The following is a 19,671-nucleotide window of genomic DNA, read 5'->3' on the forward strand; positions in this document are numbered from 1 at the left end:
GGGAATTAGGTGGTTCTAGATTTACTGCAGGTATTTCTGCTTGTCTAGCCAGTTTTTTTCCATCGCATAAGAAACGATCAACCCTAATCCTCCGAAAATGCTGAGGCATCCAAAATAAACGGCCACTCCTTCTTCGTCATCTAATCCGATGTTCCTTACAGTGAATAAGGCGACAATCAATCCTAATCCTAATCCAACTAATAGTAAGCCGAATTTTAAACTTACAAAAGGCATTGGTGCACTCGGTCTTGATTTGGCCAGTCCTGGATCCATGCCGCGTTCAATCATGGCCATTTTTTCTTTGTTGGACATATACCTCAACCCAAATACAAGGGCGGTAGTACAAAGGAAGAGTGTGATCGGTACTAATATTTCGTTTCCCATTTTATTAAATTTTATATGTTAAAGATCTGTTTTATTGAACTGATGTTCTGTAAGCTATGACCACATGAAAATGAAACAGGTTACAGGAAAAATAGAAAAAAATAAAAAGGGTGTAAAAAGGCCATTTAAACACGAAAAGCCCGGAATTACCGAGCTCTTCTGATTGCGAATGGATCTGCTTATCCCTGAGGTTTTGCAATAATGGCTACTGTTAAACGGCTTATGCAGTTCATTTTACCTTTATCGTTGTATATTTTTATTTCCCAGACATGGGTTTTTGCGCCAATATGCAAGGGCTTACAAATGCCGGTAACGAGCCCGCTTTTAACCGGTCTGAGGTGGTTCGCATTGATTTCAAGGCCTACAGCCATGAATTTTTCCGGGTCGATGCATAGGTAAGAAGCAATGCTTCCTAAGGTTTCAGCAAGGACTACAGAAGCTCCGCCATGCAGAATTCCTGCTGGCTGATGCGTTCTTTCGTCTACAGGCATGGTCGCTGTTAAAAAGTCGGCACCAATTTCCGTAAACTGGATATCCAGTAAACCTCCTAAATGATTTTTCGGGCGATCATTTAACCCTTCCGGTGTAAATTGGGAGAACCACATTATAAATACCTTTCTTCGATGATACCTGTATGATGAATTACATGACCTGCAATGACAAACAACAAGGCTCTAACACTGATTTGACGCTCAGAGGCGGTACCGCTGCGGTCAAGTTCGTGATCGTTTAAGGACTTAAACAAATATAAATTAGCCTTTCTTAGCAAGGCAAATTCTTCTGAAAAACTCTGCAGACTGCGGTCAGCGAAATGGGCATTCGTCACATAATCATCTTCATCAAAGCCAGGCAAAGCATGCTGTTCTGCACGTGCAAAACAGGTTAAGCGGTATACCAAAATCCTTTCTGTATCCACAATATGTCCTGCCATTTCCTTAATCGTCCATTTTCCTGGCGCATAGGCATAATCTGCTTTCTCTGTCAGGGTATTTAAGAACTCAGGAAAATCAGTCCCTTGTTTTTCTAAGAGATCAAGGATGTCATCACCAGAAATTTTACTGATGTAAGTCTCCGCCCAGGCGGGATACTCATGTGTTTGAGGTCGGTTCATAAGTTATACTGCTTTTTAAAATGATGCGGAAGGTGGTTCCTTTTTCCAGTTCAGAGTCTTTTACAAAAATCTGCCCGTTATGATAGTTCTCGATAATTCTTTTGGTCAATGATAACCCAAGCCCCCATCCGCGTTTACGAGTGGTATAACCTGGTTGGAAAACGGCGTCGAATTTAGATCTGGCAATGCCTCGTCCAGTATCTGTGACATCAATAAAGACTTCTTCTTTGGTTAAGTTTTCAATGATATCTATCGTGATCGTACCCTCATTCTCGATGGCATTTGCTGCGTTTTTCAATAGGTTTTCGGTCACCCAATCAAATAGAGGCACATTCAGCAAGGCCCGAACTTGCTCATCACCGGTAATCTTAAAAATGATTTTATCCGAAGTCCGCAGTTTAAAATACTCTACAAAATTATGGATTACGGTATACACCACATGATCTTCTACCATCGGTTTGGAGCCGATTTTAGAGAAGCGGTCGGTGATGACCTCCAGTCTTTTGATGTCATTTTCCATCTCCGCAATCAATGGGTCGTCCTCTGCATTGAACCGGGATTTCATCAATTCTACCCAGGCCATCAGCGAAGAAATAGGAGTGCCCAGCTGATGGGCGGTTTCCTTGGCCATACCTACCCAAACCTGATCCTGTTCTGCTTTTCTTGCCGAACTAAAGGCCACATAAGCGGTGAGGAGAAACAAACCGATCACGGCGAGCTGGATATACGGGAAATAACGCAGCTGCGTTAAAGTTGGGGAATCTTTGTAATAAACATACCATCGTGTATCGTCAAGCCCTATAATAGGGGTTGGAGGATGCTGTTTTTTCATCATATTCAGCTCCCGCAGAAAATAAGCGGGGTCATAAGTCAGCCCATCTTTCTTTTGTAAATCATAATTGGTTTTCGTAGAATCCAGTCCCTGATAAGAAAGAATTGTCCCTTCCTGATTGATGATCATGATGGGTAATTTGGTATTTGTTCTGATGAGGTCAACCAGATCTGTTGTATTTTCATCGTCATACATGGCCAGTGATTTTTCGGTCACCTTGACGAAGAGCTGAAATTGCATTCTTTCTTCACGTTCCATCTTTTTCACGAAGAAATCGCTATACAATACAGAAGCAGTACCAATCACGATGGCAAAAAATAGTAAAAAGAATTTCCAGCGGCGCTTTTTTTCGTATGGATTCATAGGTTATCCGGGCAAATTACAAAATACCATTCAAAAATAGCGGAATAGAAAGGTAACGGGGTAAAAAATATATCTTTGTAATTCGTATGATGGAAAAGAAAGTAAGAGTAAGATTTGCCCCTAGCCCGACAGGCGGGTTGCATTTAGGTGGTGTACGCACCGCTTTGTTTAATTATTTGTTCGCTAAGCAGCATAACGGAACATTCATCCTTAGGGTGGAAGATACCGATCAGACCCGTTTTGTGGAGGGTGCAGAAGCTTATATCGCTTCCTGCCTGGAATGGTGTGGCATGAAACCGGATGAAAGTCCTGAATTGGGTGGCCCATTTGCACCGTATCGCCAGAGCGAACGTAAATCTACTTATAAACAATATGCAGATCAGCTGATTACTGATGGTTTTGCTTACTATGCTTTTGATACCCCGGAAGAACTGGATGCTAAACGTAAGGAAATTCCTAATTTCACGTATGGCCTGTCTACGCGGGGCGACATGAGGAACTCTCTAACCTTAGCTGATGCTGAGGTAGCCGCACTCTTAGCTGCAAATACGCCTCATGTAGTTCGTATAAAAATCCCAGCTGATGAAACTGTTTCTTTTACAGATTTAATCAGAGGTCATGTGAGTTTTGATACCAATCTGGTAGATGATAAAGTATTATTGAAAGCTGACGGCATGCCAACCTATCATTTAGCGGTAGTTGCAGATGATAAAGCGATGGAAATCAGTCATATTTTTAGAGGTGAAGAATGGCTGCCGTCTGCACCGATTCATGTACTCCTTTGGAGATACCTGGGCTGGGATGATGAAATGCCGCAATGGGTACATTTACCATTAATTCTGAAACCTGATGGCAATGGAAAGTTGAGTAAACGTGATGGAGATCGCTTAGGCTTCCCTGTTTACGCACAAAACTGGACAGATCCTAAAACAGGAGACCTGACTAAGGGATTCAAAGAGCTGGGCTTTATGCCAGAGGCTTTTGTGAATCTTCTGGCCATGTTAGGCTGGAATGATGGTACTGAAAACGAGATTTTCTCTATGGCTGAGTTGATTGAAAAGTTCTCTATTGAACGAATCAGTAAAGCCGGCGCAAAATTCGACTTTGAAAAAGCAAAATGGTACAACCACGAATGGATCAAAAATAGTCCGGCAGCCGCACTGTTGCCAACGGTTAAACAAGCATTTGCTGCGGAGGGAATCGACATCAACGACGAGACCTATTTAGCAACAGTAATTGACCTGATTAAAGATCGCTGTCACCTGTTAACAGATTTTGTTCCTCAAAGTGCTTACTTTTTTGTAGCACCAGTAGAATTTGATCTTCCAGCAGTGCAGCCAAAATGGTCTGCAGAGAAAGCGGCGTTTTTTAATGCTTATGCCGCTGTGATTACTGATGGATTAACTGCCTTAGAATTAGAGGAAAAGTTCAAAGAATTGGCTGCAGCGCATAGTTTTAAACCTGGTGAACTGATGCTGCCTTTCCGCATTATGCTGGTCGGCGGTAAATTCGGTCCGGGTGTATTTGACATCGCTATAGCTCTAGGCGCGACAGAAACTATCCAAAGAATACAGAATGCTTTAACTGCATTTGCATAAAAATAAACTTTTCGTTTAAATTGGTATAACAATTGTCCCAGATTTTTGTAAACCAATTTAAACGGAATTTATATGCAATGGTTCGGTAAAGGAAGTGGAAATATTGAAGACAGACGAGGGATGAGCGGTGGCGCCATCGGTGGTGGTATAGGAATCATCGTCGTGATCCTCGGATTGTTCTTCGGACAAGATCTAACAGGCCTGGTGAGTCAGTTGCCAATTGGAGAAGCGACTCAGGGAACACCTAAAACAGGAGACCCAACAGATCGTGAGGGGAAATTTGTAGATGGCGTACTGGCCTCCACAAATCAGGTATGGGAACAGCAATTCCAGGAAATGGGTAAAGTTTATGAGCAGCCAAAATTAGTCCTATTCACCAATAATGTACAGTCCGCGTGCGGAAGTGCCAGTGCCGCAGTAGGACCGTTTTACTGTCCCGGGGACCATAGAGTATATATTGACCTGAGTTTCTATCAGGAGTTACAAAACCGTTTCGGTGCCGGCGGCGATTTTGCACAGGCCTATGTGATTGCCCATGAAGTAGGACACCATGTTCAGAACCTATTGGGGATCTCAGAAAAAGTGCAGCGCGCCAAATCACAGCTCAGCGAAAAAGAATACAACAGACTTTCCGTAAAACTAGAGTTACAGGCAGATTTCTTTGCAGGTCTATGGGCGAACCACGCTCAAAATTTAAAAGATTTCAAATTGGATGAAGGCGATCTTGAAGAAGCCATTACCGCTGCAAATGCAATCGGAGACGATAAATTGCAGAAACAGGCCCAGGGAGAAGTGGTGCCCGATGCCTTTACTCATGGTACCTCTGCTCAAAGAATGTATTGGTTTAAAAAAGGCTTCGATACCGGCGATTTCCGTCAGGGAGATACTTTTAATTCCTCACAACTTTAAGAGTACTGCAAGTTTTTTGATATAAAGCATGTTTAAACAAGTTTTATTCTTCAAACTTACATAAATTAGCAAAAGACTATTTGCACAATTATGCATTGGCAGCTGAAGATTCAGCCGCTTTATTTATTTAAGAATGATACTAATTGTAGATGATACCCCCGAGAACCTGATCTCATTAAAAAAGGTTCTGGAGAAACATAATTTTGAAGTAGATACCGCATCATCAGGAGAAGAGGCCTTAAAAAAGTTCTTAAAAACGAATACGTCCTGATTATCCTTGATGTACAAATGCCTGGAATGGATGGTTTCGAAGTTGCTGAGGCCATTTCTGGTTATAGTAAAGCGAAGGAAACTGCGATTATCTTCCTCTCTGCAGCGAATACGGAAACGAAGTTTATCACTAAAGGATATTCTTCCGGTGGATTGGATTATATCACCAAACCGGTAGATATGGACATTCTGCTGCTAAAAGTAAAAACCTTTTACCGCATTTATGAGCAAAGCAGAAAGCTGATTGAAATACAAAAAGCTTTAATGGATGAAATTGAGTTCAGAAAACAAGCAGAGCGTAAAAAAGATGAATTCATCAGTATCGCCAGCCATGAACTGAAAACACCGCTCACCAGTGTGAAAGGATATGTGCAATTACTCGAACGAAGCATTGATAAAGGGGATGTCCCCACCTTAAAAAAGCACCTGGCAAAAGCACAGGTACAGCTGGAAAAACTAAATGAACTTATTACCGATCTTCTGGATATTTCTAAAATCGAAAGCGGTAAACTAAAGTTCAATAAGCGACCGTTTATTATAGATGACATGCTGGACAGTGTAATCGAAATTATTCATCAATCCAATCCCGAATTTAAGCTACTGAAAACCGGATCGGTTAAGCGGGAAATCTGTGGGGATGAAATGCGCATTGAACAGGTCGTGATTAACTTCTTAACCAATGCCATAAAATATTCACCAGGGACTTCAGAAGTGCATATCACCGTAGAAGACCGTGGAGAAAGCGTCTATGTAGGTGTGAGGGATTTTGGAATTGGGATCGATGAAGAATTGCAAAAGAATGTATTTGAAAAGTTTTATCGGGTAGAAGAAACCGCAATTCATTTCCAGGGATTGGGAATTGGACTTTATATCTCCGCCGAAATTATCAAAAGACATGGTGGTGAGGTAGGTGTCAAAAGTATCCCTGGAGAAGGGTCCGAATTTTATTTTAATATTCCATTTAATGCTACATCCGAAAAGGATTAAAAAGAAAATTAATTATGCTGCAAAATAAGCAACGATCTTTAAGAGGAAAACTCCGCGTTGGATTAGGCCTGTCGTTACTGGTGCTATTTATTAGTTCTATGGCCTCTTATCAAAGTATTACCAGTCTGATTCGCAGTGCGGATCTGGTGCACCATAGCAATGAAGTCATTACCGGGCTGGAAGAAATTATTTCTACCTTGAAAGATGCAGAAACCGGACAACGTGGCTATCTGCTGACGGGAGAAAGGGTCTTTTTAGACCCTTATGACGGAGCGAAGCAACGCGCAGTTACGCTAATGCAAAACATAGGATATCTCACCAAAGACAATTCCTTGCAGCAAAAACAGATTGCCAAATTGGATGAAATCATCTCAGGAAGGCTAGGTGTTCTTGAAAAAACGATTAAGATCAAGGAAAGAGGTGGAAATGTGAGTGTTTCTGAACTCCTTAATGGTAAAACGTATATGGATAGCGCCCGCGCGGTGATTTCCAGTATGGAAAAGGAAGAAAAACGATTGTTGGAAGAACGTACGGCAAGCATGAACAAGCTTTCCAAATTTACGCCGATGCTTATTGTTCTGGCGGCATTGTTGGCCATCCTGATTACCATCTTCTTTTACCGTAAAGTGATTTTCGATTTCAATGAGCGACTGAAGCTAGAAGAAGAATTGAGAAAGAAAAATGAAGATATTGACCGCAGAATAGAAGAGGTTCGACACATTGCCGGACAAATTTCCAATGGTGATTATGACGTCCGGGCAAATGAAGCCGTTCAGGATGGATTAGGAGGAGTAGCCCTATCGCTCAATGGCATGGCAGAATCTCTAAAATATTCCTTCTCGCTCCTGGCTGATAAGGAATGGTTGCAATCTGGGATTGCCAGTCTGAATGATCAGATGGTGGGCGAAAAAAGTGTTCCTGAGCTTGCGAATGATGTACTGGAAAGCATAGTTGCCCATACCAATAGCCATGTAGCTGCCTTCTATTTATTGGAAGAGGAAAGCCAGCTGGAATTGATCGCAGGCTATGCGCTGCTGGAAAGAGAGCGTCAGCAAACTTTAAGATTAGGAGAAGGACTTGCCGGTCAGGCCTGGAAATCTGCGAAACAGATTTTAATCAACGATATTCCTGATGAAGAATTAACCATCAGCTATGCTGCCGGAAATACCAAGCCGCGAAATGTGGTTGCCGTTCCTGTTTTTCGACATAACGAACTGGTTGGCGTGTTGGAACTGGGCTCTTTAAATACCTATAGCCCTTTACAACTGGATTTCATAAACACGATTTCTACAAATGTAGGTATTGCTATTCACGTGTCTCAAAACCGTAAGAAATTACAAGAATTCCTGGAAGAAACACAGGCGCAAGCAGAAGAATTACAGGCACAACATAGTGAACTGGAAGGTTTGAACGCCGAATTGGAAGCGCAGACTCAGAAAATACAAACCTCAGAAGAGGAGCTGCGGGTGCAGCAGGAAGAGCTTTTACAAAGTAATCAGGAGCTTGAAGAGCGCACCAGCTTACTGGAGGAAAAAAATCAACTGATTCAGGAACGCAACCTGGACATTCAGCAAAAAGCCGAACAGCTGGAGCAAAGCACAAAATATAAATCGGAATTCCTGGCCAATATGTCTCACGAATTGAGAACACCATTGAATTCCATCTTGTTGCTTTCTAAGCTGATGTCTGATAATAAGGATCTGGACGAAGAATATATTGAGTACGCAGAGGTGATTCAAAGCTCTGGACAAGGATTACTGGCCCTGATTGATGAAATTCTCGACCTCTCTAAGATTGAGGCCGGAAAGATGAAACTGGAATTTGCCGAGGTGCCAATGACGGAAGTAGCGGCAGATATGCGCTCCTTATTCTCGCCTTTGGCTGCCGATAAAAAGCTGGAGCTGGAATTAGAACTGGCCCCAGATCTGCCACTGGTAGAAACAGACAAGATGCGACTGGAGCAAGTGCTTAAAAATTTGCTTTCCAATGCCATTAAGTTTACCAGCAAAGGGAAGGTAAGCATGAGCATCAAAAAAGATGAAACGAAGAAATTCTTGTTGTTTAAGGTGTCAGATACTGGGATCGGAATCCCCGCCAATAAACAAGCGATGATCTTTGAAGCGTTTCAACAGGCAGATGGCTCCACACGACGCAATTTTGGAGGAACAGGCCTAGGACTTTCGATTAGCCGTGAGCTGGCGAAATTATTGGGCGGCGAAATACAGTTGAGCAGTCAGGAGCAAGTAGGTAGTGAATTTACCCTGAAATTACCGATCAAACATGCTGATGCCTTGATTTCTGGTTTCGCTGAGTCAGAAGCTGCAGTGATTGCTAAACCCATTTTCGCTGAACCATTCGTGGAAGCACCTATCGCACGTTTCACCGTGCAAAATATCCCTCAGGAGATTGCCGATGACAGGGATGATATTCAGCCAGGTGATAAAGTAATTCTGATCGTCGAAGATGATACTAATTTTGCAAAAACACTGCTGCAATTTACCAGAAAACGTGGCTATAAAGGAATTGTAGCGGTAAGAGGTGACGTTGGTATCGAGCTGGCCAACCTATACAAACCATTGGCAATTTTACTGGACATTCAGCTGCCGGTAAAAGATGGCTGGCAGGTGATGGAAGAATTGAAATCTAATCCCGCAACCAAGCCAATTCCAGTACATATCATGTCCTCTCTGGAAGTGAAAAAGGAAAGCCTGCTGAAAGGTGCGGTTGATTTTATCAATAAACCGGTGGCCCTGGAACAGATCAAGAATATTTTCCAGAAACTCGAAGATGCATTTAGCCGCTCTCCGAAAAAAGTATTGATCGTTGAAGAAAATAAACAGCATGCCGAAGCATTGAGCTTCTTCCTCAGCAATTATAACATTCAAACGGAAGTAGTCAATAATGTAGGAGAAAGTATTGGTGCCTTACATAAAAATGAGGTCGACTGTGTGATCCTTGACATGGGTATTCCGGATAAGAACGCATACGAGACCTTGGAAACCATTAAAAAGAGTGAAGGATTGGAGAATTTACCGATCATCATCTTTACCGGTAAAAACTTGTCGAAAGGGGAGGAAATCAGAATCAAGCAATACGCAGATTCTATCGTTGTTAAAACAGCACATTCTTACCAGAGAATCCTGGATGAGGCTGGTTTGTTCCTTCACCTGGTAGAGGAAAAAGAAACAGAAGGAAGACATAAAAATAAAAAACAAGCTACCGAGCAACTGGGTGGATTATATGAGGTCCTCAATAATAAAACAGTTTTAATTGCCGACGATGATGTTAGAAACATTTTCTCACTCACTAAAGCATTAGAGCAGCATAAGATGAATGTTTTAGCGGCTACGGATGGAAAAGAAGCCCTACAGCTGCTTAAAGAGAATCCAACTGTAGATATTGTCCTTATGGATATGATGATGCCGGAGATGGACGGATATGAAAGTACCAGGGAGATTAGAAAAATTCCAACCTTCAAACAATTGCCTATCCTGGCTGTTACTGCGAAAGCAATGATGGGCGACCGGGAAAAGTGTATTGCAGCGGGTGCTTCCGACTATATTTCCAAACCGGTAGACATCGATCAGCTCATCTCCTTGCTCAGGGTATGGCTTTATGATAAAGCGTAAATTGAAAAAGGTTTAAATGAAATGCTCAATTGTTTTTGATATATGGCAGAGAATAAAATATTAATAGTAGACGACGATAACAGGAATATATTTGCCCTTTCGGCAGTGTTAAAGTCAAAAGGTTTTCAATGTGTTTCGGCAATAGGTGGGGAAGAAGGATTAGATCTGCTGAAAAAAGAGAAAGGAATAGCAGTGGTGTTAATGGACATGATGATGCCCGGAATGGACGGTTATCAGGCCATGGCGCAAATGAGTAGACATCCGGAGCTAAAAGAAATCCCCGTGATCGCCGTAACAGCACAAGCCATGCTGGGAGATCGTGAACGGTGCCTGAATGCAGGTGCCGTTGGTTATGTTTCCAAACCGATCAACGTGGATGAATTAACAGACCTGCTTAAGCTTTATATTTAACCTAATTTGGAACTTCCCGCTGTTAATGACGATCAGGTTGAAATCCTGCTTACAGATCTTCTGGAGCAATATGGCTATGATTTTACGGGGTATTCTAAAGCCTCTTTAAAAAGAAGGATAAACCGTTTATATGCCCTTGATAAATCGCTCAGTTTTGCCGAATTTCGGTACAAAGTAAATAATGATCCGCTTTATTTTAAGCGGTTTGTTGAACAGATTACGGTAAATGTGACGGAAATGTTTCGTGATCCACAGTTTTTTAAAACACTGAGAGAACAGGTACTACCCCAACTGGGCACCTATCCCTTTATTCGGATCTGGCTGGCCGGATGCTCTACCGGAGAAGAGGCCTACTCCATTTCTATTGTTTTAAAAGAGCTCAATTTATTGCATAAATCATTAATCTATGCCACTGATTTAAATCCTGCAGTACTCGAGAAAGCCGCTCAGGGGATGTTTGCATTGGCGCAAATGAAACAATACTCGGAAAATTATATTGCAGCCGGTGGAACGCAGGATTTTTCCAGCTACTACAGTGCAAATTATTCCCTTGCTAAATTTGATGATGAGCTGAAAAGTAAAATCATCTTTTCTACGCATAACCTGGTTTCAGACCATTCCTTCAATGAATTTCAACTCATCCTATGCCGAAATGTTCTGATCTATTTTGACCGGGACCTGCAGAATAAAGTGCTTGAACTTTTTGATGATAGTTTGGAAGATTTGGGTTATCTCGCATTAGGAACAAAAGAAACGATTGAATTTTCGGATATTCACAAACAATATAAACGATTACCAGGAAATAAAATTTGGAGGAAACAACGCTAATGAAGAAGTGTAGAGCATTTATCATCGGAGGTTCCGCAGGAAGCCTGGAAGTACTGTTAAAGGTCCTGCCAGCTGTAAACCCAAGCCTTTCCTTTCCGATTGTTATTGTCATACACCGAAAACATGGAGCCGATTCTTTACTGCCAGGTTTACTTTCCTCAAGAACAACAATGCCCGTTAAGGAAGCTGATGAGAAGGAAATGATGGTTCCTGGAATCATTTATATTGCCCCCTCAGATTATCATTTACTGATTGAAATGGACCGTACTTTCTCTTTAGACTACTCAGAAAAAGTGAACTATTCCAGGCCAGCGATAGATGTGACCTTTCAGACCGCAGCAGAAGCGTTTAAAGAGGAGCTGGTTTGCCTGCTGCTTTCGGGCTCTAATGCCGACGGAGTAAATGGGTTGGCAACCGTAAAACAATGGGGCGGGATAGCTGTTATTCAGCATCCAGACTCTGCTCAAGTAGCCTATATGCCAGAACAGGCAAGGAAAAATGTAGCCATAGATCGTATCTTACGTATCGAGGAAATTGCAGCGTTTATAAATTTACTAAGCTAGAAACAACAATATATATAAATGGGGAATTCGAAAAAGGTTTTTGTGTTTGATGACAATGCGGATATTTTGGAATTGTGTACGATCATTCTGGAGGATGCAGGCTATGAGATTAAAACCTCTGCGACTTCTAACCAGATCATTGATCAGGTAATGGCCTATATGCCAGATATCATCTTTATGGACAACTGGCTGCCGGATGTGGGCGGCATTGACGCGACAAGGGAATTGAAAAGCGATGAACGCTTAAAAAATATTCCTGTGATTTATTTTACCGCTAATAATGATGTGAAATCTCTGGCAGAACAAGCTGGAGCGGATGGTTACTTGTCTAAGCCCTTTGATATTCAAGAGCTGGAAGACATTATTGAAAAACACCTAATGTAGTTTTATAAGTAAAAAGGTCAATAACCAATAGCTGGTTATTGACCTTTTTTTATGGGAAAGATTAGGCCTGTTTATTTTACGCCAAGTACATCTACACCCTGCTCAAAAATTACATCCACAGGAATGCCTTTTTGAGTTAGCTTGTCTAAGTCTTTTTGTAATTCAGGACTAATTACCGCATTCTCTTTTTGAACTTTCGCTACCGCCGCCTTATCACCATTCCCCTGAAGGGTAATGATCAGTTTGCTCAGCTTGTTCATTGCCGTTTCGAATTTAGTGAAATCTACTTTATAGGTGCCGTTCTCATTTCTGATGAAAGCGCCATTCTCTTTGAAGAAGTTGAAACATTGCATATTGGCTTTACCATGAGCACTTGCTGCGCCAAATCTTACTGAACGTAAGATCCCTGCCATATAAGTGGTATAGAAAGTCTTTAAATCACCTTCCAGCTCACCCTTTTTCAGTAATCCTGTGACCATATATAGCCCCAATACATCAGCTTTTCCTTCTTCTAACCAGGAATATTGCTCTTGCAAAGCTTCTTTTACGAAACCTCTACCAGTAACTGTTTTCTTGATTCCTAAACCATGAGCAACCTCATGGAACATCACATTGGCAAAGAAAGCATCGAAATTGATGTATTGCTGCTGGTCTTTGTCGATCAGTTCTTTTGAAATTGGCACCAGGATCTTGTCAAACTTGGCTTTCATCGCATTTTTCAATTGAGAACGTCTTGTTCCTTTTTTCTGTTGAATGATCTCATCATTCGGCAGGTTTACAGCAATTGTTTTTGATCCAGCATTACAGTCTCCAGCATAATAAACAACATCATAAGCGTTCAATTCAGAGTCTGTACCTGGTTTTTCTTTTTTATACTTTGCATCAACTGGTAATCCTTCTTGTAATTGAGGCAGCATGGCTACATATTTAGCCAGGCGCTTGCTCCAAACCTTATCTTTTACCAATACATAAGATTCATAAGAAGCTCTGGCATTGAATAGTTTATCTTCATAATTCTCAATTGGGCCGATGATGATGTCCAGATTATTGGTTTTCATGTCTAACCAGGCATAATCACTTGCGGTAAAATCATCTGAAGTTAAAGCATCTGCACGCAGGTTCAGGTATTTTTTGAATCCTGCATCTTCCGTTAATAAAGCGGCTTGTTTCAATAATGAAGAGGCATTTTGTAATTCTGAAGCAAATAAGACATGGTAAGGAATTTCCGTTAATTTTCCGGTACTGTCTTTTTGGATTACAGAATACTGGTTGAACTTGTCTTTAAGGTCTGATTTTTCCAGCTCTGCTTTCGTCATTCCTGCAGGGTAAAAAGTAGCTCCATCAGGTTTTGTGCCGATGCCGGCAATAAATGGCTTATCTCCGTTTAAGCGATCCCATGGGCCATAATTGATCCATACAAAAGCTTTGGTTTTTTCATCTTTTATAGTACTTAATAAGCTGTCGCGCTGTGGATAAGCCTGTTTCCAGAACAAATCATCCATAATCTGTGCAGCCTGAATCAATAAAGGCAAGATCTTACGGTCGGTAGCAGATAAATCGTTCAGGTTGGTGCTCAATTTCACTTTCTCATAGATGGCAATCCGCTCGTTTACGTAACGTTGCAAGCTGTCTTCACTGGAAGTGACTGCTTTGGCATGGGTATTGGTGTTTCCCTGAGGATTACCACAAGACGAAATCCCTGTAGCGATCGCGCATCCGGCAATAATAAGCGTTAATTTGCTTAAGTTCTTCATATTGATTTTTGTTTTTTTATCGGTAGCAAAGTTACATCAAATGCGGGCATTTTTGTCGTTATCCTGCATTGATATGAGTATAAGATGGCAACTAAATTAGTAAAAAATAGTAATTTTACCACTTCTATCCCCTCTACTATGATACAAACCTTTCAAATTAAAAGCGCGGGCTTAATGATGGGCGCCTTATTTTTTATGGCTTCCTGTTCCACAAATAAGTACGCAGCGACGAATAAAATCTATAAGGATCAGGCTACTGGATTTGCCGAAATTATCAAATCAACCCCCCCGGTAAAGCAGAGCAAAGAGACGCTGGATCCAACGATGCAAGATTGGATTGGTTCTGTAAATTTTGGAATGCGCCGTCCAAACTTTGTGATCCTGCACCATACTGCACAGGACTCCCTGAACCAGACAGTGAAAACTTTTCTGAATAAGAAAGCCGAAGTAAGCGCACATTATGTGATCGGCAGAGATGGTAAAGTGGTTCAGATGGTGAACGAATACCTACGTTCTAACCATGCAGGAGTAGGGAAATGGGGCAATGATACAGACCTGAACTCTTCTTCGATTGGCATTGAGCTTGATAATAATGGTAAAGAGAAATTTGCAGATGCCCAAATAAACAGTCTGGTGACACTTTTAGGCGTACTAAAGAAGAAATACAATATTCCTGCAGCTAACTTTATTGGCCATTCCGATGTTGCGCCTAGGCGCAAAGTAGACCCTTTAAATTTCCCCTGGAAGGTTTTGGCGAAAAAAGGATTCGGACTATGGTATGATGAGGTGTTAAAAATGCCGCCGGTAGATTTTAATACAGAACTGGCATTGAGAGCAATCGGATACAATGTAACCAATGTAAGCTCCGCGATAGTGGCCTTTAAAATTCATTTTGTACAAACGGACATCACACCGGTTTTGACACCAGCAGATAAGCTGATCTTGTTCAATTTATACACTAAATACTTATAGACTCCTTTGCAGGCACTTTCATGGGGAAGGCGTAGGAAAATTCACTGCTGAAAAAAGGCCAGATTCACGGATATTTCCGCGGATCTGGCCTTTAATATTTAACCTTTATTTTAGGGGTTGATGTTATTTTTTTGCTTTCGCCCAGGCATCTTTCAATCCAACCGTACGGTTAAAGATCAAATGATCCGGAGTAGATTCCTGATCTACGCAGTAATAACCTTTACGGATAAACTGGTATCTCGAATCCAGGTCTGCACTGGCTAAATAAGGCTCGATATAGGCTTCCTTAATCACTTCAACGCTATCTGGGTTCAGGTAATCTTTGAAATCACCTTCTTCAGCATCTGGAGATTCTACGGTAAACAAGCGATCATAAGTTCTGATTTCTGCTTTTTTAGCATGTTTGGTACTTACCCAGTGAATCGTTCCTTTTACGTTGATACCGCTGGTATCTTCGCCACTTTTCGATTCCGGAATATAGGTACAATGAACCTCAGTTACGTTTCCTGCTTCATCTTTAACGAAGTTTTCACATTGTACGATGTAAGCATGTTTCAATCTTACGGTAGCACCAGGCGCTAGTCTGAACCATTTTTTAGCCGGTTCTTCCATGAAATCTTCGCGCTCAATCCAAAGCTCATTGCTGAAAGGAATGGCTCTGATTCCACCTTTATCTTCTGCTTCAGGGTTGTTCTCACCATTTAAGGTTTCTTCTTGTCCTTCAGGATAATTAGTAATGATCAGTTTAATCGGGTCTAAAACCGCCATCACTCTATTTGCTATTTTATTCAGGTGCTCACGTACGCAGAATTCTAATAAGCTCAGTTCGATCAGGTTTTCTCTTTTAGCAATCCCGATTCTTTCGCAGAATTCACGGATACTATCAGGAGTATATCCTCTTCTTCTCAAACCGCTGATGGTAGGCATACGCGGATCGTCCCATCCGGTTACCACACCTTCATTTACCAATTGAAGCAATTTTCTCTTACTCATTACGGTATAAGAAAGATTTAAACGGGCAAATTCATATTGTTTAGAAGGGAAAATTTCCAGATGCTCAATAAACCAATCGTACAGTTCACGGTGAGATACGTACTCTAAAGTACAGATCGAATGCGTGATTTGCTCAATGCTGTCACTCTGTCCATGTGCAAAGTCGTACATCGGATAAATACACCATTTATTACCTGTACGGTGATGCTCTGCATGTTTGATGCGGTAAATAATCGGATCCCGCATGATCATATTCGGGCTGGACATATCTGCCTTCGCTCTTAAAATACGTGCGCCATCAGGAAATTCACCAGCTTTCATACGGCCAAACAAGTCCAGGTTCTCTGCAATGCTGCGGGAACGGTATGGGCTGTCTGTACCAGGTTCTGTTGGGGTACCTTTCAAGGCAGCGATTTCTTCCGCAGTACTGTCGTCGATATAAGCCAGGCCTTTTTCAATCAGTTTAACTGCGAAATCGTATAAAGTATCAAAGTAATCTGAAGTATACAGTTCATTTTTCCACTCAAAACCAAGCCATTTAATGTCTTCCTGCTGGCTATCTACGTATTCGGTTTTCTCAGTTACTGGGTTGGTATCATCAAACCTAAGGTTTGTATAGCCACCATATTTCTTAGTCAGACCGAAGTTCAGGCAAATTGCCTTTGCGTGTCCGATGTGTAAATAACCATTGGGTTCAGGCGGAAAACGAGTAACTAGGGTCTCGTATTTTCCACTTTTCAAATCGTTTTCAATGATCTCTTCAATAAAGTTCAATGATCTTTCCTCACTCATAAAAACTGTAAATTTAGTCTTCAAAGTTAACATAAAACCGCTAATTTACTTACATTTACAACCTACTATTCGTATATTTTATGAGCAACACATTAAACAGACCCATTCGGGTTTTAGTGGCTAAAGTTGGATTGGATGGGCACGATAGGGGGGCAAAAGTGATTGCCACTTCCTTACGGGATGCTGGAATGGAAGTGATTTATACTGGCCTTCGACAAACACCCGAGATGGTGGTAAACACCGCTTTACAGGAAGATGTGGACGCAATTGGGGTCTCGATCTTATCCGGAGCCCACATGACCGTTTTCCCCAAAATAGTAGAAATTATGAAACAGAAAGGAGTGACAGATATTTTGCTGACCGGGGGTGGCATCATTCCTGAAAGTGATATGGACAAGTTAAAAGCCATTGGTGTTGGGGAATTGTTTGCTCCAGGAACGACCATGGAGACCATCACTAATTACATCAAAGACTGGGTAACTGAAAACAGAAATTTCTAATCTCCTTAACCGCATAAACAGACCTTATATGGCTCATCAAAATCTTTTATCAGAAATCAAAGAATCGGTATTATATGTGACGATTAACAGAGAACAAAAGCTCAATGCACTCAATAAGGATACTTTGGCCGAATTGGCAGCGGTGATTGCTGATGCTGCACAGAACGATGAAGTGCGTGCAGTACTGCTTACTGGTGCCGGACCAAAAGCCTTTGTTGCAGGAGCTGATATTTCTGAATTTGCTGCTTACTCAGGTGAACAAGGCGAAGCGTTGGCTAGAAATGGTCAGCATCAAGTCTTTAATGCGATCGAAAACTGTCCGAAACCTGTGATTGCCGCGATTAATGGGTTTGCTTTAGGCGGTGGATTGGAACTGGCTATGGCCTGCCACATTCGAATTGCTTCAGAAAATGCAAAATTGGGATTGCCGGAAGTGACTTTAGGGTTGATTCCGGGATATGGTGGCACCCAACGGTTAACGCAGCTGGTGGGAAAAGGAAAAGCCATAGAAATGATCACTACTGCAGATATGATCACCGCTGCAGCAGCAGAGAAAATAGGCCTCGTTAATTACGTCGTTCCTGCAGAAGAATTGCTCGCAAAAGCGGAAGAAATTCTATCAAAAATTAAACAGCGGGCACCACTTGCGATTGGCAGTGCCATCCGCGCTGTTAATGCCGCCATCCGACATGATGAAAATGGCTTCGAAACGGAAATCAAAGAGTTTGGTAAGTGTTTTGATACAGAAGACTTTAAAGAAGGTACTTCTGCATTTTTTGAAAAAAGAAAAGCAGCCTTTTTAGGGAAATAATCACGTTTAAAACATATTTAAGGCCCATTTGATGTTTCTTCAATGGGCTTTTTTAATGGATAAAAACTGACCTTTTTATAGGTCGTAGGATTTAAAAGTGTAGAAAATTTTTCCCATACGAAAAAAGTATATATATTTATCTGGTTATAATACAGTAAACTATTTAATTTCCCTATGAGAAAAATATTGATTGTTGACGACGAAATAAACATCGGTTTATTACTTTCTAAGTTTTTAACCAGAAATTCGTTTAGCGTCTCAACAGCTACAAGTGGTGTTTCAGCGATGGAATATCTGGCAAAGGAAAGCTATGATCTGGTTTTGTGTGACTACCGTTTGGAAGATACGGACGGGAAAGAAATGCTCATCAAGATCAAAGAAAGTTATCCCGGCACTGGAGTAATCATTATTACAGGATATTCAGATATTAAACTAGCTGTAGAACTCATTAAGCTGGGCGCCTATGATTATATCACCAAGCCTTTGTATCCGGATGAAATTTTAAATACCATCAATAAGGCGATTGATACCCAAACTGCTTTGAATGAAAACAGATTGGAAATTCCGGCAGAAACGCCAAAACAAAAGGGCCAGAAGCAGACTTATAGTCATGCCGAGAATTTCGTGATCGGTGCAAGCGGCGCTTCTAAAGAATTGCAAAGGCAGATTCATTTGGTGGCACCCACAACTTATAGTGTCATCCTGACTGGCGAAAGCGGAACAGGAAAAGAGTCGGTGGCCATGGCCATTCATTTGAACAGCCCACGTAAAGATTTACCTTTTGTGGCCATGGACTGCGGTTCATTAACCAAAGAGCTGGCAGGAAGTGAATTCTTCGGCCATGAAAAAGGATCTTTTACCGGGGCATTATATACTAAAATTGGCCATTTCGAAATGGCGAACGGCGGCACTTTGTTTTTGGATGAAGTTGGCAACCTTTCTTATGAAATCCAGGCCGCCTTATTAAGGACGGTACAGGAACGTAAGATCAAAAGAATCGGAAGTACCAAAGAAATTGAACTGGATGTAAGGATCATCGTGGCTACGAATGAAAATCTGGCAGATGCAATTCAAAAAGGAAAATTCAGGGAAGATTTATACCATAGGTTTAATGAGTTTTCTTTGAGCTTGCCGCCATTAAGACAGCGTGGAAACGACATTATGGTATTTGCACATACCTTCTTAAAAGGAGCAAATCAGGAGTTAAACCGCAAGATTCATGGCTTCTCTCCGGAAGTGGAAGAGTGTTTCATGACTTATAACTGGCCAGGGAACGTGAGAGAGCTGAAAAATGTGGTCAGAAGGGCATCATTGCTGACGGAAACGCAGGAAATTCAATTGAAAGCACTGCCATTAGAGATCTCTACTTATGCCAAAGCTTCTGCTATGGAAACTTCTATTGCCCGTACTGAAAAACCTCGTGACCTTAAAAATGCGGCTTTAGAAGCAGAATATGAAGCGATATTGAAAGTATTGAGAGAAGTGAATTTTAACAAAACAAAAGCGGCGAAGATCCTGAATATCGATAGGAAAACGTTGTATAATAAAATGAGAGCTATCAATTTGGAAAGTTAAACGCG

The 19,671-nt window shown here is 41.5% G+C and carries 18 protein-coding genes and 1 pseudogene; 13 read left to right on the forward strand and 6 right to left on the reverse strand.

The genetic code is table 11. The annotated features are described in order from the left end of the window. Nucleotides 1-21 precede the first annotated feature (21 nt). From AQ505_RS00665 to AQ505_RS00680, 4 genes are all read right to left on the reverse strand, one after another. Nucleotides 22-384 carry a DUF6249 domain-containing protein gene (locus AQ505_RS00665; RefSeq protein WP_231634998.1) on the reverse strand — a complete coding sequence of 121 codons (363 nt, stop codon included), beginning with the start codon at nt 382-384 and terminating at the stop codon, nt 22-24. Nucleotides 385-563: 179 nt separating this feature from the next. Next, a complete protein-coding gene (locus tag AQ505_RS00670; protein ID WP_062546400.1) occupies nt 564-989 on the reverse strand; it encodes a hotdog fold thioesterase in 426 nt (141 codons plus the stop codon). Continuing rightward, nucleotides 989-1,495, reverse strand: coding sequence for a DinB family protein (locus tag AQ505_RS00675; RefSeq protein ID WP_062546401.1), 507 nt, complete (start codon nt 1,493-1,495; stop codon nt 989-991). Before AQ505_RS00675 ends, AQ505_RS00670 begins: the two co-directional genes overlap by 1 nt. Further along, the gene (locus tag AQ505_RS00680; protein ID WP_062546402.1) at nt 1,473-2,690 is read right to left on the reverse strand and encodes a sensor histidine kinase; all 1,218 of its coding nucleotides are present in this window, start codon (nt 2,688-2,690) and stop codon (nt 1,473-1,475) included. The genes AQ505_RS00675 and AQ505_RS00680 overlap by 23 nt, the downstream gene beginning before the upstream one ends. 89 nt (nt 2,691-2,779) lie before the next feature. Here AQ505_RS00680 and gltX point away from each other — a divergent pair, with 89 nt between their 5' ends. The 9 genes and pseudogenes from gltX to AQ505_RS00720 all read left to right on the forward strand — a co-directional run bounded on the left by gltX (nt 2,780) and on the right by AQ505_RS00720 (nt 12,269). Then, nucleotides 2,780-4,288, forward strand: a complete 1,509-nt coding sequence (gene gltX / locus AQ505_RS00685; protein WP_062546403.1) for a glutamate--tRNA ligase — start codon at nt 2,780-2,782, stop codon at nt 4,286-4,288. Between the two features lie 72 nt (nt 4,289-4,360). After that, a complete protein-coding gene (gene ypfJ / locus AQ505_RS00690) occupies nt 4,361-5,197 on the forward strand; it encodes a KPN_02809 family neutral zinc metallopeptidase (RefSeq protein ID WP_062546404.1) in 837 nt (278 codons plus the stop codon). A 133-nt stretch (nt 5,198-5,330) separates the two neighbouring features. Then, nucleotides 5,331-5,611 (forward strand): annotated as a pseudogene (locus tag AQ505_RS27295) (response regulator); the annotation flags it as partial. A gap of 120 nt (nt 5,612-5,731) precedes the next feature. Further along, a complete protein-coding gene (locus AQ505_RS27300; protein ID WP_442952130.1) occupies nt 5,732-6,454 on the forward strand; it encodes a sensor histidine kinase in 723 nt (240 codons plus the stop codon). A 14-nt stretch (nt 6,455-6,468) separates the two neighbouring features. Continuing rightward, nucleotides 6,469-10,083 carry a response regulator gene (locus AQ505_RS00700; RefSeq protein WP_062546405.1) on the forward strand — a complete coding sequence of 1,205 codons (3,615 nt, stop codon included), beginning with the start codon at nt 6,469-6,471 and terminating at the stop codon, nt 10,081-10,083. Between the two features lie 42 nt (nt 10,084-10,125). Beyond that, nucleotides 10,126-10,494 carry a response regulator gene (locus tag AQ505_RS00705; protein WP_062546406.1) on the forward strand — a complete coding sequence of 123 codons (369 nt, stop codon included), beginning with the start codon at nt 10,126-10,128 and terminating at the stop codon, nt 10,492-10,494. A 6-nt stretch (nt 10,495-10,500) separates the two neighbouring features. Further along, nucleotides 10,501-11,322 (forward strand): CheR family methyltransferase, encoded by an 822-nt coding sequence (locus AQ505_RS00710; RefSeq protein WP_062546407.1) that lies wholly within the window; start codon nt 10,501-10,503, stop codon nt 11,320-11,322. After that, nucleotides 11,322-11,885 (forward strand): chemotaxis protein CheB, encoded by a 564-nt coding sequence (locus AQ505_RS00715; protein ID WP_062546408.1) that lies wholly within the window; start codon nt 11,322-11,324, stop codon nt 11,883-11,885. Before AQ505_RS00710 ends, AQ505_RS00715 begins: the two co-directional genes overlap by 1 nt. Before the next feature lie 18 nt (nt 11,886-11,903). Beyond that, entirely contained in the window at nt 11,904-12,269 is a 366-nt protein-coding gene (locus AQ505_RS00720) for a response regulator (protein ID WP_062546409.1), read from the forward strand. A 71-nt stretch (nt 12,270-12,340) separates the two neighbouring features. Here AQ505_RS00720 and AQ505_RS00725 read toward each other — a convergent pair whose 3' ends face one another. After that, complete coding sequence (locus tag AQ505_RS00725) at nt 12,341-14,023, reverse strand: dipeptidyl-peptidase 3 family protein (RefSeq protein WP_062546410.1); 1,683 nt, start codon at nt 14,021-14,023, stop codon at nt 12,341-12,343. Between the two features lie 138 nt (nt 14,024-14,161). Here AQ505_RS00725 and AQ505_RS00730 point away from each other — a divergent pair, with 138 nt between their 5' ends. Further along, the gene (locus AQ505_RS00730; RefSeq protein WP_062550835.1) at nt 14,162-14,995 is read left to right on the forward strand and encodes an N-acetylmuramoyl-L-alanine amidase; all 834 of its coding nucleotides are present in this window, start codon (nt 14,162-14,164) and stop codon (nt 14,993-14,995) included. A gap of 123 nt (nt 14,996-15,118) precedes the next feature. Here the strand turns inward: AQ505_RS00730 and AQ505_RS00735 are convergent, their stop codons facing one another. Next, nucleotides 15,119-16,780, reverse strand: a complete 1,662-nt coding sequence (locus AQ505_RS00735; RefSeq protein ID WP_062546411.1) for a glutamine--tRNA ligase/YqeY domain fusion protein — start codon at nt 16,778-16,780, stop codon at nt 15,119-15,121. Between the two features lie 80 nt (nt 16,781-16,860). Here AQ505_RS00735 and AQ505_RS00740 point away from each other — a divergent pair, with 80 nt between their 5' ends. From AQ505_RS00740 to AQ505_RS00750, 3 genes are all read left to right on the forward strand, one after another. Further along, nucleotides 16,861-17,280 (forward strand): cobalamin B12-binding domain-containing protein, encoded by a 420-nt coding sequence (locus AQ505_RS00740; protein ID WP_062546412.1) that lies wholly within the window; start codon nt 16,861-16,863, stop codon nt 17,278-17,280. Nucleotides 17,281-17,308: 28 nt separating this feature from the next. Next, a complete protein-coding gene (locus AQ505_RS00745; protein WP_062546413.1) occupies nt 17,309-18,091 on the forward strand; it encodes an enoyl-CoA hydratase/isomerase family protein in 783 nt (260 codons plus the stop codon). Nucleotides 18,092-18,265: 174 nt separating this feature from the next. Continuing rightward, nucleotides 18,266-19,666, forward strand: coding sequence for a sigma-54-dependent transcriptional regulator (locus AQ505_RS00750; RefSeq protein ID WP_062546414.1), 1,401 nt, complete (start codon nt 18,266-18,268; stop codon nt 19,664-19,666). Nucleotides 19,667-19,671 lie beyond the last annotated feature (5 nt).

Source organism: Pedobacter sp. PACM 27299 (assembly GCF_001412655.1).
In the GTDB taxonomy this organism is placed as follows: Bacteria; Bacteroidota; Bacteroidia; order Sphingobacteriales; family Sphingobacteriaceae; genus Pedobacter.

What these genes read in the sequence shown, in the direction of transcription:
- AQ505_RS00665 (WP_231634998.1), bottom strand. Translation starts at nt 384, where the DNA reads ATGGGAAACGAAATATTAGTACCGATCACACTCTTCCTTTGTACTACC.
- AQ505_RS00670 (WP_062546400.1), bottom strand. Translation starts at nt 989, where the DNA reads ATGTGGTTCTCCCAATTTACACCGGAAGGGTTAAATGATCGCCCGAAA.
- AQ505_RS00675 (WP_062546401.1), bottom strand. Translation starts at nt 1,495, where the DNA reads ATGAACCGACCTCAAACACATGAGTATCCCGCCTGGGCGGAGACTTAC.
- AQ505_RS00680 (WP_062546402.1), bottom strand. Translation starts at nt 2,690, where the DNA reads ATGAATCCATACGAAAAAAAGCGCCGCTGGAAATTCTTTTTACTATTT.
- gltX (WP_062546403.1), top strand. Translation starts at nt 2,780, where the DNA reads ATGGAAAAGAAAGTAAGAGTAAGATTTGCCCCTAGCCCGACAGGCGGG.
- ypfJ (WP_062546404.1), top strand. Translation starts at nt 4,361, where the DNA reads ATGCAATGGTTCGGTAAAGGAAGTGGAAATATTGAAGACAGACGAGGG.
- AQ505_RS27300 (WP_442952130.1), top strand. Translation starts at nt 5,732, where the DNA reads ATGGATGAAATTGAGTTCAGAAAACAAGCAGAGCGTAAAAAAGATGAA.
- AQ505_RS00700 (WP_062546405.1), top strand. Translation starts at nt 6,469, where the DNA reads ATGCTGCAAAATAAGCAACGATCTTTAAGAGGAAAACTCCGCGTTGGA.
- AQ505_RS00705 (WP_062546406.1), top strand. Translation starts at nt 10,126, where the DNA reads ATGGCAGAGAATAAAATATTAATAGTAGACGACGATAACAGGAATATA.
- AQ505_RS00715 (WP_062546408.1), top strand. Translation starts at nt 11,322, where the DNA reads ATGAAGAAGTGTAGAGCATTTATCATCGGAGGTTCCGCAGGAAGCCTG.
- AQ505_RS00720 (WP_062546409.1), top strand. Translation starts at nt 11,904, where the DNA reads ATGGGGAATTCGAAAAAGGTTTTTGTGTTTGATGACAATGCGGATATT.
- AQ505_RS00725 (WP_062546410.1), bottom strand. Translation starts at nt 14,023, where the DNA reads ATGAAGAACTTAAGCAAATTAACGCTTATTATTGCCGGATGCGCGATC.
- AQ505_RS00730 (WP_062550835.1), top strand. Translation starts at nt 14,162, where the DNA reads ATGATACAAACCTTTCAAATTAAAAGCGCGGGCTTAATGATGGGCGCC.
- AQ505_RS00735 (WP_062546411.1), bottom strand. Translation starts at nt 16,780, where the DNA reads ATGAGTGAGGAAAGATCATTGAACTTTATTGAAGAGATCATTGAAAAC.
- AQ505_RS00740 (WP_062546412.1), top strand. Translation starts at nt 16,861, where the DNA reads ATGAGCAACACATTAAACAGACCCATTCGGGTTTTAGTGGCTAAAGTT.
- AQ505_RS00745 (WP_062546413.1), top strand. Translation starts at nt 17,309, where the DNA reads ATGGCTCATCAAAATCTTTTATCAGAAATCAAAGAATCGGTATTATAT.
- AQ505_RS00750 (WP_062546414.1), top strand. Translation starts at nt 18,266, where the DNA reads ATGAGAAAAATATTGATTGTTGACGACGAAATAAACATCGGTTTATTA.